Genomic DNA, 13,446 nt, shown 5'->3' with positions numbered 1-13,446 from the left:
TCTTCAGATATTCCTGTACGGTGAACAGGTAGCCGTCCTCCGCCCGTGAAGGGTTGTTTTGTCATGCCTTCTGTCCTGCTCCCGCGCCCCGAGCGGGCAGCACCGACCGCTTCGGCGACCGTTCCGCGGCGTCGCACGCGGCTGTTCGCCCTGGCCGAGGCCCGTTGGGCCGGGACGGCTCTGGCGCTGTTCCTGATCGCGCTGCCACTTCAGCTGACCGGCGCCCCGGCCTGGGCGTGGGGCCCGCTGTACACCCTCGCGTATGTCACCGGCGGCTGGGAGCCGGCCTGGGCCGGGCTGCAGGCGCTGCGGGAGAAGACCCTGGATGTGGACCTGTTGATGATCGTGGCCGCGATCGGTGCGGCCTGCATCGGGCAGGTGATGGACGGCGGGCTGCTGATCGTCATCTTCGCCACCTCCGGCGCCCTGGAGGCACTGGCCACCGCGCGCACCCAGGATGCGGTCCGCGGCTTGCTCGACCTCGCGCCGGCCACCGCCACCCGCCTGGCCGACGACGGCAGCGAGCAGACGGTCTCGACGGCCGAACTGGCCGTCGGCGACACCATCCTCGTCCGGCCCGGCGAAAGGGTCGGCGCCGACGGCCGCGTCCTGGACGGGGCAAGCGACGTCGATCAGGCCACGATCACCGGTGAGCCGCTGCCGGTGGCGAAGGAGCCTGGTGACGAGGTCTTCGCCGGGACCTTGAACGGCACCGGCGCGCTGCGGGTCAAGGTCGAGCGGGACACCTCCGACTCGGTGATCGCCCGGATCGTGGTCCTGGTCGAGGAAGCGTCCCGGACCAAGGCCCCCACCCAGTTGTTCATCGAGAGGGTCGAGCAGCGGTACTCCCTCGGCATGGTCTTCGCCACCCTGGCCGTCTTCCTGGTCCCCCTCGCGTTCGGCGCGGACCTGACGAGCTCGCTGCTGCGCGCCATGACGTTCATGATCGTCGCCTCGCCGTGCGCGGTGGTGCTGGCCACCATGCCCCCGCTTCTGTCCGCCATCGCCAACGCCGGGCGGCACGGCGTCCTGGTGAAGTCCGCCGTCGTCATGGAAGGCCTCGGGCAGGTCGATGCGGTCGCCCTGGACAAGACCGGCACCCTCACCGAGGGCACGCCCCGGGTCACCGGCATCCACCCCCTGGCCGGCACCGGCCTGAGCGAGGACGCCCTGCTGGCCCTGGCGGCAGCGGCCGAGCACCCCAGCGAGCACCCGCTGGCCCGCGCCGTTGTCGCCGCCGCCCGTGAACGCGGCCTTGGTATCGCGGGCATTCAGGGCTTCGCCTCTGCCCCCGGCACCGGGGTCACCGCCACCGTCGACGGCCGTACGATCGCGGTTGGCGCCCCCGACCGGCTGCTGGACGGCGCGGGTGATGCCGCCTCGGCCCGTGCCGCCGTGGTGGCCGGCGGACTGGAGGACGACGGCCGCACCGCGGTCCTGGTCCTGCGCGACGCGGTTCCGGTCGGTGTGCTGGGCATTGCCGACCGGCTGCGCCCCGACGCCGCCCGCACCGTCGCCGCCCTGACCGCACTGACCGGCCGCACTCCGATGCTGCTGACAGGCGACAACGCGCGCGCCGCCGCCCACCTCGCCGATGAGGTCGGCATCACCGACGTCCGCGCCGGCCTCCTGCCGCAGGACAAGGTCACCGCCGTCCGCGAGCAGGAGGCGAACGGACGCAAGATGCTGGTCATCGGCGACGGCGTCAACGACGCCCCCGCTCTGGCCGCCGCCCACACCGGCATCGCCATGGGCCGCGCCGGATCCGACCTCGCCCTGGAGACCGCCGACGCCGTTGTCGTCCGCGACGAACTCACCACTGTCCCCGCCGTCGTGAGCCTGTCACGGGCAGCACGACGGCTGGTCGTGCAGAACCTGGTCGTCGCCGGGGTGTTCATCTCCGGCCTGGTCATCTGGGACCTGGCAGGTCACCTGCCGCTGCCGCTCGGCGTCCTCGGCCACGAGGGCTCGACCGTCATCGTCGGCCTCAACGGTCTGCGCCTGCTGCGCGACGCCGCCTGGAACCGGGCGGCCGGGGACATCCGGTGAGCCACCGCGGCGAGCAGGCCGCCCCGCCCCGGGGACGGACTTCGCCGGCGCGATCGCCCTCAGGCCACAACAAAACGCCGAAGAGGGGCAGCCCCATCTCGCGAGAGCCTGCGCCCGCGGGAACTCCAGGTCACCGAACCCTTCCGCGCGGTTTCAGCGGCCCCGGCGGGAGTTCGGGAGCAGGCAGGGGATCACCGTCGTACCCCTTGACCTCACCGAATCGAGAGCCGGTCATCCAGTCCGAGCGTGCCTGTGCGATGTCCTCGTTGGATCGCCCGATGAAGTTCCACCACATGATGAGCTCCTCCTCGAAGGGCTCGCCGCCGAGGAGCATCAGGCCCGCGTCCGAGAGGGCGCGGAGGGGGAGTTCGGTGCGGCCGCAGCCGAGGTAGAGCATCGAGCCGGGGAGCAGCGGTACGCCGTCGACGTGGGCCTCACCCGACATGGCGAGCACGGCGTACTCGAAGTCCGGCTGCAGCGGCAGCCGTACGTCTGCGCCGCTCGTCAGCGCGAGGTCGGCACCCACGATCGGGGTGTACGTCGTCCCGGGTGAGGTCGTGCCGTCGACGCTGCCGAGGAGGAGTGTGGCGGTGAGGCCGGGTGCCGTGACCGTGGGCAGTTCGGCGTGGTGCTCGAAGCGTGGGTCGGTGTGCCGGTGACCGTCCGGGAGGGCCACCCACAGCTGCGCGCCGTGCAGCAGGCGGGCGTGCGACCTGGGGCTCTCCTCGGAGTGGCTGATGGCCCGGCCCGAGGTCATCAGCCCCAGCTCGCGCGGGCGGATCGTCTGCAGGCTGCCGGTCGAGTCGCGGTGCAGCACCTCGCCCTCGTGCAGCCAGCTGACCGTCTGCAGGCCCATGTGCGGATGCGGCGGAACCTGCATGCCGGGCTCGTCGGCGATGTCGTCGGGCCCGTAGTGATCGACGAAGCACCACGCACCGACCATGCGCCGGCCCAGGTTGGGCAGCAGACGGCGGACCTCGGTGGACTCACCGAGCTTGACCCGCCGGGGGCTGAGGAGTTCGCGCACCGGCTCCGCCACCACGAAACCGCGGCCACCGCACAGCGCGGGCACCGCCTCGCGATCAAGATTGCTCATGCCGCCCAACCTAGACCCGTCGACGACCCGCCGTCAGGCCATCGACCCGCCCATTGCGGGGCACTTCGCTCAGATCACCGCGGGCCTAGGACCGAGGGCGGAGGGGCGTACGCCCTTGGCCGGATCCGCCGGAAAATAGTAGCCATGGCTATAGTAGCCATGTACTGTTTCCAGCATGAGTTCGGTATCCGAGGGCGCTACGCCCGGCTTTCTCGTCTGGCGCCTGTCGATGAAGTGGCGCGTGGCGGTCGACCGTGCGGTCGCGCCACTGGGCCTGACCCACGCGCAGTACTCGCTGGTGGCGTCGCTCTACGGCATGGACAGAGCCGGCCGGCGGCCCAGCCAGCGCCGGCTCGCCGATCACACCGGGCTCGAACCGCTGTACGTCTCGAAGCTGGCCCGCGCACTGGAGACGGCCGGGATCATCGACCGGACCCGAGACCCGGCCGACCCGCGGGCGGTCCAGCTGTCCCTCACGAAGGAAGGGCGAGAGGTCACCCGACGGGCGATCCGAGTGGTCCAGAGCCTTCTCGACCAGCTGCTCGAACCGCTCGGCGGACTCGACGGGGAGCACACGAGGGCATTCAGCCACGAGCTGCTGACCCTGCTCGACGTACCCCTCGGCCTCCAGCCCGACGCCGATGCCCATCCCGAGAACGACACCCACCCGAAGGAGCAGTCATGACCACCACCCCAGTCCTCCTCAACGGCCAGGTCATAGGCCTCGCCCACTATGCGAGCCGCGCCGCCCTGGAGGCCGTCCTGGCCCGCACCGGAAGCAGCTTCAGCCAGTCGGTGGCCCTCCGGGCCGTCTCGGACAACGGCGGGACGGTCGAGCGCGACCGGCTCGTGGACCGTCTGGTCGGCGCGCTGAAGATCGACGAGTCGGCGGCGCGGGAGACCGTCGAGGAGTTGACGGCTCTGAAGCAGCTGGAGACCCCGGCGCCCGGGCAGGTGTCGCTGACGGACAGCGGCCGGGAGCTCTACGAGAGGATCCGCGCCGGTGGCAACGAGATCGCCGCCCGGCTCTACGCCGGCATCCCGGCCGAGGACCTGGCGGTCGCCGGCCGTGTCCTGACGCTCGTCACGGAGCGGGCCGACGCGGAGCTGGCCAACTCGTAGGGCGCGGGGCGGACACCCCTTCGACCCGGCCGTCCAGGTCATGGAATTTTCAACAAACCTCCGCGGTTACGAGCAGCGAGGGAGGTCAGCAGTGGACACGACGTACTACGACCACGGAACGGCCGCGGAGCGCTGGGAGCGGGCGCGGATGTTCTTCGACGCCAAGGACTACGCGGCTGCCGCGAGGGTTATGGACGGGCTGGTCGACGAGGTGCCGGAGCAGGTCGGCCCCCGGCTGCTCCTCGCGCGTTCGTACTACCACTCCGCCCAACTGCGGCGCGCGGAGGCCGAGTTGCGTGTGCTCGTCGAGCGTGACCCGGTCGAGCACTACGCCCGGCTGATGCTCGGCCGCACCCTGGAACGCCAGGGGCGCGCGGAGGAGGCGGAGACGCATCTGCGGATCGCGTCGGCGCTCGCGGGCGACTTCGGGCAGCCGTCGTCACCCCGGGCGACGCCCGCCCCGTAAGGGCTGTACGAGGAGGCCGGGCGCCGGAGGCGCCGGCCGGTCACCGAAGTGACCGGCCGGCCCCGGCACCCGGCCTCCTCGCGTGCGCCTGCGCCCGCCCGACGGTCAGCCGCTCTCCCCCGGTCCCACCACGCGGGCCCCGTAGGAGCGCTTCCCCCGCCGGTACGCGATCTCGCCGAGGACCACGTCCACGGCGACGAAGACCGCCAGCGGGATGCCGAGCAGGGGGACGAAGTAGCCGAGGACCGCGACCGCGGCCATGAGCGGTACGAGGATCTGCGCGGGGATCTGCTGCCAGGACCCACGGGGGACCGGGCGGCCGAAGGCGGAGGCACGGCCGCGCTGCCACCACATGCGGTAGCCCCACAGGATCAGCAGGACCAGCGAGAGGGCCAGGGCCATCAGGACGATCTGGTTGACGAGGCCGAACAGGAGACCGGTGTGGGCGTCGATGCCCCAGCGGGTCAGCTTCGCGAGGAACGGGTAGTCGGCGAACCGGAGTTCGTCGGTGACCCGGCCGGTCGCCGGGTCCACGGACACCGAGTCCTGCTTCTCCGGCCAGCTGCGCTGCACCTGCTTGACGACGTACGCGGACGAGGCGTCGGCGGGCGGGACGATCTCGACGGGGTCACCGAGTCCCTTGGCCCGGGCCGCCGCCAGGATCTCGTCGATGCCCACCACGCCACCGCCGGTCTGCTCCCCCGCGCCGGGCGCGTCGCCATGGCCCGCGTGCTCCCCGCCGGCCGCCGCCGAGACCGACGGCGTGGCCTGGCCGAGCGAGGTCCTGAGCACGTCGATGTTCGCGCCGGCGTAGGTCGACCAGGTCAGACCGGTCGCCGACAGGAAGATGAAGCCGGCCGCGGCCCAGACGCCGACGGTGCCATGCAGGCCCAGGGTGCGGCGGCGCCCGCTCACGCCCCGCACCTTCCGCTGCGCGCGCCGGCGCCCGAACCACAGCACGAGCCCGCCGCCCGCGATCACCCACAGCCAGCTCGCGGCGAACTCGCTGTAGAGCCGGCCGCTCTCGCCGAGCTGGAGGTTGGCGTGCAGTCCGTCGATCCAGGTGCGCAACGGCAGCGCGCCGCTGGACCCGTACTGCTCCAGCGCCCCGCGCACCTTTCCGGTGTACGGGTCGACGAAGACCGCCAGCGTGCGGTCCTCGTCCACGCCCGGCACCCCGGACAGCAGCACCCTGGTCGTCGCGTCCGCCTCCGGTGAGGGGCGTACGGCCGAGACCGCACCCTCCGGGTGGGCCTTCCGGGCGGCGGCCACTTGCTCGGACAGCGGCAGCTTGCCGTCGCCGACCGGGACGGTCAGTTCATGCGCGTACACGATCTTCTCCGCCTGGAAGGAGGCGGCGTACAGAAAGCCGGTCAGAGCGGCTATCAGCAGGAACGGGGCGACGAGCACTCCGGCGTAGAAGTGCAGGCGCAGCACGAGTGCGCGCAGCGGGGCCTTTCTGGAAGGGGGCGGGGCGTCGGACGGCGAAGACGCGTCCGTGAGGGTCGTGGGAGCGGTGGACATCGGCGGGGCTCTCCGTGGGGTGGGGACGGACTCGGGCCGCGGACAGGGCAGTTCGCCCGTGGCGGTCCAGTAGTCGGAGCGCGGCGGCGTCGAGTTCCCGCGGCCGCGCGTGACGTGGGTCACACCGACAGGGCGGGGGCTCGCCCGGCTCCGCCTCGCACCGCGAGGGTCCGGCTTGGCATCCTGGCGCGATGGCATCCGAACGTGACCCCGGCACGACCCGCCCCCTGAGCGACCGGGTCGAGGAACTTCTCTCCCACGACGGCCCGTTGCCGATCGTGGCCGCCGGCGACCCGGTACTGCGTCGGGGCACCGAGCCCTTCGACGGTCAGCTGGACCCGGCGCTGCTGGCCCGCTTCGTCGCCGCGCTGCGCGAGACCATGCGCGCGGCCCCCGGTGTCGGTCTCGCGGCACCCCAGGTCGGCGTGCCGCTGCGGATCGCGGTCATCGAGGACCCGGCACCGGTGCCCGACGAGGTGCGGCTGACCCGCGGCCGGGTGCCGCAGCCGTTCCGGGTACTGGTGAATCCGTCGTACGAGCCCGTCGGCCCCGCCCGGGCCGCGTTCTTCGAGGGCTGCCTGAGCGTCCCGGGCTGGCAGGCCGTGGTGGCCCGGGCCGCCGAGGTGCGGCTGCTGGGGCAGGACGAGAACGGCCGCGGGCTCGACGAGGTCTTCACCGGCTGGCCCGCCCGCATCGTCCAGCACGAGACCGACCACCTGGACGGGACCCTCTACCTCGACCGCGCCGAGCTCCGCTCCCTGGCCTCGAACGAGGCGATGGCGGAGCGATGGGCGCAGCCGACACCGGCGCACGCGGCGACGGCCCTCGGCTTCGAGCTGCCCGGCTGACGGGCTCCACCACAGCTGACGCCGAGGCACCCGTCCCCGGATGCGGCGCGCGGGCTACGCGTCCCGGTACGCCTCCAGCAGCCGCAGCCACACCTCGCTCACCGTCGGATACGACGGCACCGCGTGCCACAGCCGGCTGATCGGCACCTCGCCGGCGACCGCGATGGTCGCCGAGTGGATCAGTTCGCCCACGCCGGGGCCGACGAAGGTGACACCGAGGAGGATCTCGCGGTTGATGTCGACGACCATGCGGGCCTGTCCGCGGTAGCCGTCGGCGTACAGGCTCGCGCCCGCGATCCTGGAGAGGTCGATGTCGACGGCGCGGACGCGGCGGCCGGCCTGCTCCGCCTCGGCGAGAGAGAGGCCGACGGACGCGGCCTCCGGGTCGGTGAAGACGACCTGCGGGACGGCAGCGTGATCGGCGGTCGCGGTGTGGGCGCCCCAGGGGTCCGTCTCCAGGAGGGGGACGCCGGAGGCGCGGGCGGCGATGGCCGCGCCCGCGATCCGGGCCTGGTACTTGCCCTGGTGGGTGAGGAGCGCGCGGTGGTTGACGTCGCCCACCGCGTACAGCCAGGCGCTGCCCGTCACCCGCAGGGAGTCGTCGACCGACAGCCACGAGCCGGGCTCCAGGCCCACGGTCTCGAGGCCCAGGTCGTCGGTGCGGGGCTCGCGTCCGGTGGCGAAGAGGATCTCGTCGGCCTCGATGCGGTCCGCGGTGTCGGTGAGGGCCACGACCGTCGGCCCCTCGCGCGTCACGGCGGTCACCGACGTGCCGGTGCGCACGTCCGCGCCCGCCTCCTTCAGGGACTCGATGACGAGCTCCCCCGCGAAGGGCTCCATCCGGGGCAGCACGCCCTTGCCGCGGACCAGGAGGGTGACCTGCGAGCCGAGGGCCTGCCAGGCGGTGGCCATCTCGACGGCGACCACCCCGCCGCCCACCACGATCAGGCGGCCAGGCACGGCCTGCGCGCTGGTCGCCTCGCGGCTGGTCCAGGGCTTGACCTGGGCGAGTCCGGGCAGGTCGGGGAGGGCCGCGCGGGTGCCGGTGCACACGGCGACGGCGTGCCGGGCCGTGAGCACCCGCCGCTCGCCGTCCGGGCCCTCGACCGTCACCTCACGCGTGCCGGAGAGCCTGCCCTGGCCGCGGTGGAGGTCGGCTCCGATGCCGTCCAGCCAGGCGACCTGGCCGTCGTCCTTCCAGTGGGAGGTGAACTCGTCGCGGTGGGCGAGCACCGCGGCCGCGTCGAGCGGGCCCCGCACGGCCTGGCTCAGCCCCGGGACGCGGCGCGCGTCGGCGCGGGCGATGACCGGGCGCAGCAGGGCCTTGCTGGGCATGCAGGCCCAGTAGGAGCACTCGCCGCCGACCAGCTCGCTCTCCACGACCGCGGTGGAGAGACCGGCCGCACGGGTGCGGTCGGCCACGTTCTCCCCCACGGGCCCCGCACCGAGCACCACGACGTCGTACGCGATGGATTCCGTTTCCGTCATGGGGCCAGTCTGGTAGCTGGTGTGCCCACTGGCCACACGGGTACGTGCGCGGAATACGCCACCGTGGAGCGGCGTTGTGCCAAGCGGCTTGCCCGAGCCCCGACAGCAGGAAGCGAGAAAGACGCCATGAGCAGCACCGTGGAGCTCACCAAGGAGAACTTCGACCAGACGGTCACGGAGAACGAGTTCGTGCTGATCGACTTCTGGGCGTCCTGGTGCGGACCGTGCCGGCAGTTCGCCCCGGTCTACGAGAAGGCCGCGGACGCCAACCCGGATCTGGTCTTCGGCAAGGTCGACACCGAGGCGCAGCCGGAGCTGGCGCAGGCCTTCGGCATCCAGTCGATCCCCACGCTCATGATCGTCCGTGACCAGGTCGCCGTCTTCGCGCAGCCGGGCGCGCTGCCCGAGGCCGCCCTGGAGGACGTCATCGGCCAGGCCCGGAAGCTGGACATGGACGAGGTCCGCAAGTCGGTCGCCGAGCAGCAGGCGCAGCAGACCGAGGCCGGCGAGTAAGCAGACGTACGACGACGAACGGGCCCCGGCGGGTGGAACGGCCGGGGCCCGTCGCCGCTCACAGGGCGAGGGGAAGTCCCGTGTAGTTCGCGGCCAGTTCGGCGGCGGCCGGCCGGGACGAGGTGATCCGGCGCAGCCGGGTGAGCTGCAGTCGGTCCTCGAAGGCGTCCCCGTCGGGCTGCTGGTGCAGCATCCGGGTCATGTCGTACGAGAAGCGGGTCGCCTGCCACACCCGGCCAAGACACAACTCCCCGTAGCGGTCGAGGAGTTGGGTGGAGCCGGTGAGATGCAGCTGGACGAAGCCGCGAGCCAGGACACGGACGTCGGACACCGCCAGGTTGAGCCCCTTGGCGCCCGTCGGGGGCACGATGTGGGCGGCGTCCCCGGCCAGGAAGAGCTGTCCGTGGCGCATCGGTTCGTGGACGTAACTCCGCATGGTCGTCACGGCCTTGGACGTGATGGGGCCGCGTTCCAGTGTCCAGTCGGCGTCGATCGCGAAGCGCGCGGAGAGCTCGTCCCAGATCCGGTCGTCGGGCCAGTCGCCGGGGTCCGTGTCGCTGGGGACCTGGAGATACAGCCGCGAGACGGACGGCGACCGCATGCTGTGCAGCGCGAAGCCGCCGTCACCCCGCGCGTAGATCAACTCCTCGCAGGACGGCGCCACATCGGCGAGGATCCCGAGCCACGAGTACGGGTAGTCGTGCTCGAACGTGCGGCTCACTTCGGCCGGGAAGGTGCCGCGCGCGATGCCGTGGAAGCCGTCGCAGCCCACCACGTAGTCGCAGGTGAGGGTCTGTTCCTGCCCCTCGTGCACAAAGCGCACCCGGGGCGATTCACTCTCCGGCCGCTCGATGGCGAGGGCCTGAGCCTCGAACAACAACGGTGGCCCGTCCGCGAGTTGGAGAGCGACGAGGTCCTTCACGAGCTCGGTCTGCGCGTAGATGGTGACCGTGCGGCCGCCGGTGAGGACCGGGAAGTCGAGGTGGTGGCGTTCGCGGTCGAAGCGCAGCTCGATGCCGTGGTGGACCAGGCCCTCGATCTCCAGCCGCTCGGCGGCGCCGCACGCGCGTAACGCGTCGACCGTGCCCTGCTCCAGCATTCCGGCGCGCTGGCGCTGTTCCACGTAGGCGCGCGTCCTGGATTCCAGTACGACGCAGGCGATTCCCGCCTGGTGCAGCAGCCGGGCCAGAAGCAGCCCGGCGGGGCCCCCGCCGATGATGCCGACCGTCGTCCGCATGACGCGCCTCCCCAGTGTTCAGCTCGATTCGCGGTGCACGACCCTCGCTCCGAGCACCTCGTGCGCCTCCGGCGTGCCACCGGGTTCGCGCACCGCCCGGTCGACCAGCTCCGCGAGGTCACGGCCGGCCGGCAGCTCGATGTGGACCGTGCTCAGACGCGGCCGCAGCAGCCTGCCGAGCATCAGGTCGTCGGCACCGATCACGGCCGTCTCCTCCGGAACGGCGATGCCCTCGTCCTGGAGGGCCCGCATCAGCAGCATGGCGTACTCGTCGTTGTACGCGAACACCGCGTCCAGGCCCAGTGACCGCCAGTGCCCGGCGAGTCGGGCCGCGGCCTCCTCCTCGTAGGCGAGCGGCAGCTCGGTCACGGTGGCGTCGGTGCCGCGCAGGGCGCGCCGTACCCCTGCGAGACGGGGCCCGGAGAAGACGTCGAGGCCCGGCTCCTCGGGCACGACGACCCCGATACGGCGCCGGCCGCGGGCGAACAGGTGCGCGCCGGCACTGTGCCCGACCCCGGCGTGGTCCATGAGCAGCGCGTGGGCGCCCTCGACGCGCTCGGTGCCCAGCGTGACGACGGCCCGGGCGCCGGAGCGCTTGAGGACGGCCACCCCCTCGGGGCCGAGCTCGCTGCCGGGCACCAGTACGGCGACCGGCCGCAGCTCCGCCCAGGCGCGGGCCGCCTCGTCGCCGTGCAGACCGACGCTGCCGTACTGCACCACGGTGTAGTCGAGGCGGCCGAGCGCCCACTGCAGCTCGCTCAGGAACTGGCTGTAGAGCGGCCCCGCCGGCACGTCAGGGGCGGGCATCAGGACCATGCGGGTGTGCCCGGCGCGCAGACTGCGGGCCGCGGCGTGGGGTACGTACCCGAGCTCCTTGGCGGCCTCGTGGACACGGCGGCGGGTGGGTTCGCTGATCCGGACGGCGCTGGTGTTGTTCAGGACGTACGAGACGGTCGCCCGCGAGACACCGGCCAGGCGGGCCACATCGGCGCTCGTCGGCACGGGGTGTGGTGCGGGCGACGGCGGGGCGGGGTCTTTCGGTATCTGCACCATGACGACCGCATCTTTGCAGAAGCCCGGCGCGCCGCTTTGTGCGGGGGAAGTTCCGGTGGCACGGCACGGATCGCCGGTGTTCCGGAAGGTGTCGCCGGTGCTGGTGAGGGGCGCCCGCGGCACGGTGCGGGCCGGCCCACGGAGCGGATGAAGGGTGGCCCCCGCACCGGAACTCGCCGCTCCGCAAAGGAAGTTCACCCTCCCTATCGCATCGGGCCCCCGGACGTTACCGTGCGGTAGACGCCGTGCGACCGGAGGTGCCCGATGGCTGACGACCGTGCCCCTGGCCTGGCCGAGTGCGCTCGGGCCCTCGCCGCCGGGGAGATGACCTCACGCGCCGCCGTCGAGCAGGCGCTGGCCCGGATCGAGGCGAGCCAGCCCTCCCTGAACGCCTTCCGCAGGGTGCGCGCCGAGGCGGCGCTCGCCGAGGCGGAGGCGGCCGACAAGGAACTGGCCGCGGGTGGGCGCCGGCCGCTGCTCGGGGTGCCGGTGGCCGTCAAGGACGACATGGACGTGGCCGGCGAGCCGACCGCCTTCGGCTGCCGCGGTGAGTACCCGGTGCAGGCCGAGGACGGCGAGGCGGTGCGCCGGCTGCGTGCGGCCGGCGCCGTGATCGTCGGCAAGACCAACACCTGCGAACTGGGCCAGTGGCCCTTCACCGAGGGCCCCGCCTTCGGCGCCACCCGCAACCCCTGGCACAGCGATCACACCCCCGGCGGTTCCTCGGGGGGTTCGGCGGCCGCCGTGGCGGCGGGCCTGGTGCCGGCCGCACTGGGTTCGGACGGCGCGGGCTCGGTCCGGATCCCGGCCGCCTGGACGCACCTGGTCGGCATCAAGCCGCAGCGCGGCCGGATATCGACCTGGCCGCGCCCCGAGTCGTTCCAGGGCATCACCGTCAACGGCACGCTCGCCCGCACGGTCGCCGACGCCGCCCTGCTCCTGGACGCGGCGAGCGGTCAGCACGCCGGCGATCTGCACCACCCGCCGGCGCTGCGCGTGTCCGACGCGGTGGGCCGGGATCCCGGCCGGCTGCGGATCGCGCTCTCGCTGAAGCCGCCGTTCACGGCGCTGCGCGCCCGGCTCGACCCCCGGATACGGGCCCGGGTCGTCGCCCTCGGGGAACGTCTCGCCGCTCTTGGCCACGTCGTCGAGGAGGCGGAGCCGCGCTACGGGCAGATCGGGCTCACGTTCCTCCCGCGGGCGACCGCCGGTATCGCCGAGCGGGTACGCGACGTGCCCTTCCCCGACCTCCTCGACCGGCGCACCCGGGACACCGCCCGGCTGGGCCGGCTGCTCGGCGGGACCCCGCTGCGGGTCGCCCGGCGGGCGGAGGCCACCCTGCACCGGCGCATCGGCGCGCTGTTCACGTCGTACGACGTCCTCCTCGCGCCGACGACCGCCGCTCCCCCGCCGCGGATCGGCGCCATGGTGAACCTGAACGGGCTCGGCACCGACCGTGCCATGGTCGCCGCCTGCCCCTACGCCTGGCCTTGGAACGTGCTGGGCTGGCCCGGCGTCAACGTCCCCGCCGGCTTCGTCGGCGACGGGCTCCCGGTCGGCGCCCAGCTCCTCGGACCGGCGCACAGCGAGCCGCTGCTGGTCTCCCTGGCGGCCCAGTTGGAGGCGGACCTGCGCTGGCACGAACGGTGGCCGCCGCCCGCGGCCGCGGCGGATTCCCCCGCGGCGTAACGGAGTTCGCCGCACACGCGGTGACCAGCGTCTTCTGCCCGTACGCTGAGGCCATGGGCGATGCGTCGATGATCGGGTTGATGGGGCGGGTCACCGGCACGGTCGGGCCCGGGCTCGTCGGCGAGGTGATCGTCCGCGTGCGCGGCGGCGCGGAGCACTTCCTCGCGTATCCCGCCGCCGCGAAGGAGCGCATCGAGCCGGGCACGGTGGTGATGGTGGTGGAATACCTGCCGCCCCGCACGGTGTACGTGTCGGCCGCGTACGACAGCTGACAGACGCCGCAGGGACGGCTGTCGCCCCCGCCCATACGACAGTTGAGCCCCTGGCTGCCCAGGTGAGGGCCGTAGGCGTCAAGATTGCA

At 72.9% G+C, this 13,446-nt stretch carries 13 protein-coding genes; 8 read left to right on the top strand and 5 right to left on the bottom strand.

Annotated features, from left to right (window positions below):
* Positions 1 to 63: 63 nt before the first annotated feature.
* Positions 64 to 2,049, top strand: coding sequence for a heavy metal translocating P-type ATPase (locus ACFVYF_RS09015; RefSeq protein WP_389453041.1), 1,986 nt, complete (start codon positions 64 to 66; stop codon positions 2,047 to 2,049).
* Positions 2,050 to 2,179: 130 nt separating this feature from the next.
* Here ACFVYF_RS09015 and ACFVYF_RS09010 read toward each other — a convergent pair whose 3' ends face one another.
* On the bottom strand, positions 2,180 to 3,145 hold the full coding sequence (locus tag ACFVYF_RS09010) for a pirin family protein (protein ID WP_389453038.1): 966 nt from the start codon (positions 3,143 to 3,145) through the stop codon (positions 2,180 to 2,182).
* Positions 3,146 to 3,320: 175 nt separating this feature from the next.
* On the opposite strand from ACFVYF_RS09010, the gene ACFVYF_RS09005 reads away from it, so the two are divergent.
* The 3 genes from ACFVYF_RS09005 (at position 3,321) to ACFVYF_RS08995 (ending at position 4,733) form a co-directional block, all read left to right on the top strand.
* The gene (locus ACFVYF_RS09005; protein WP_389453035.1) at positions 3,321 to 3,830 is read left to right on the top strand and encodes a MarR family winged helix-turn-helix transcriptional regulator; all 510 of its coding nucleotides are present in this window, start codon (positions 3,321 to 3,323) and stop codon (positions 3,828 to 3,830) included.
* On the top strand, positions 3,827 to 4,267 hold the full coding sequence (locus tag ACFVYF_RS09000; RefSeq protein WP_389453032.1) for a MarR family winged helix-turn-helix transcriptional regulator: 441 nt from the start codon (positions 3,827 to 3,829) through the stop codon (positions 4,265 to 4,267). Before ACFVYF_RS09005 ends, ACFVYF_RS09000 begins: the two co-directional genes overlap by 4 nt.
* 91 nt (positions 4,268 to 4,358) lie before the next feature.
* A complete protein-coding gene (locus tag ACFVYF_RS08995) occupies positions 4,359 to 4,733 on the top strand; it encodes a tetratricopeptide repeat protein (RefSeq protein ID WP_389453030.1) in 375 nt (124 codons plus the stop codon).
* A 105-nt stretch (positions 4,734 to 4,838) separates the two neighbouring features.
* Here ACFVYF_RS08995 and ACFVYF_RS08990 read toward each other — a convergent pair whose 3' ends face one another.
* Positions 4,839 to 6,257: a PepSY-associated TM helix domain-containing protein gene (locus ACFVYF_RS08990; protein ID WP_389453027.1), complete on the bottom strand. Its 1,419-nt coding sequence runs from the start codon at positions 6,255 to 6,257 to the stop codon at positions 4,839 to 4,841.
* Between the two features lie 191 nt (positions 6,258 to 6,448).
* Between ACFVYF_RS08990 and ACFVYF_RS08985 the strand changes: the two genes are divergently transcribed.
* Entirely contained in the window at positions 6,449 to 7,105 is a 657-nt protein-coding gene (locus tag ACFVYF_RS08985; RefSeq protein ID WP_389453024.1) for a peptide deformylase, read from the top strand.
* Between the two features lie 54 nt (positions 7,106 to 7,159).
* Here ACFVYF_RS08985 and ACFVYF_RS08980 read toward each other — a convergent pair whose 3' ends face one another.
* Positions 7,160 to 8,593, bottom strand: a complete 1,434-nt coding sequence (locus tag ACFVYF_RS08980; protein ID WP_389453021.1) for a dihydrolipoyl dehydrogenase family protein — start codon at positions 8,591 to 8,593, stop codon at positions 7,160 to 7,162.
* Positions 8,594 to 8,719: 126 nt separating this feature from the next.
* Between ACFVYF_RS08980 and trxA the strand changes: the two genes are divergently transcribed.
* Entirely contained in the window at positions 8,720 to 9,106 is a 387-nt protein-coding gene (trxA, locus tag ACFVYF_RS08975) for a thioredoxin (protein ID WP_383272504.1), read from the top strand.
* A gap of 58 nt (positions 9,107 to 9,164) precedes the next feature.
* Here trxA and ACFVYF_RS08970 read toward each other — a convergent pair whose 3' ends face one another.
* Positions 9,165 to 10,343 (bottom strand): 4-hydroxybenzoate 3-monooxygenase, encoded by a 1,179-nt coding sequence (locus ACFVYF_RS08970; protein ID WP_389453018.1) that lies wholly within the window; start codon positions 10,341 to 10,343, stop codon positions 9,165 to 9,167.
* An 18-nt stretch (positions 10,344 to 10,361) separates the two neighbouring features.
* Positions 10,362 to 11,396, bottom strand: coding sequence for a LacI family DNA-binding transcriptional regulator (locus ACFVYF_RS08965; RefSeq protein ID WP_389453015.1), 1,035 nt, complete (start codon positions 11,394 to 11,396; stop codon positions 10,362 to 10,364).
* A gap of 264 nt (positions 11,397 to 11,660) precedes the next feature.
* On the opposite strand from ACFVYF_RS08965, the gene ACFVYF_RS08960 reads away from it, so the two are divergent.
* Complete coding sequence (locus ACFVYF_RS08960; protein WP_389453012.1) at positions 11,661 to 13,085, top strand: amidase; 1,425 nt, start codon at positions 11,661 to 11,663, stop codon at positions 13,083 to 13,085.
* Between the two features lie 53 nt (positions 13,086 to 13,138).
* Complete coding sequence (locus ACFVYF_RS08955) at positions 13,139 to 13,357, top strand: hypothetical protein (RefSeq protein WP_389453010.1); 219 nt, start codon at positions 13,139 to 13,141, stop codon at positions 13,355 to 13,357.
* Positions 13,358 to 13,446: the final 89 nt, after the last annotated feature.

This window comes from Streptomyces sp. NPDC058274 (genome assembly GCF_042881375.1).
In the GTDB taxonomy this organism is placed as follows: domain Bacteria; phylum Actinomycetota; class Actinomycetes; order Streptomycetales; family Streptomycetaceae; genus Streptomyces.
This window is presented reverse-complemented; position numbering and strand designations above follow the sequence as displayed.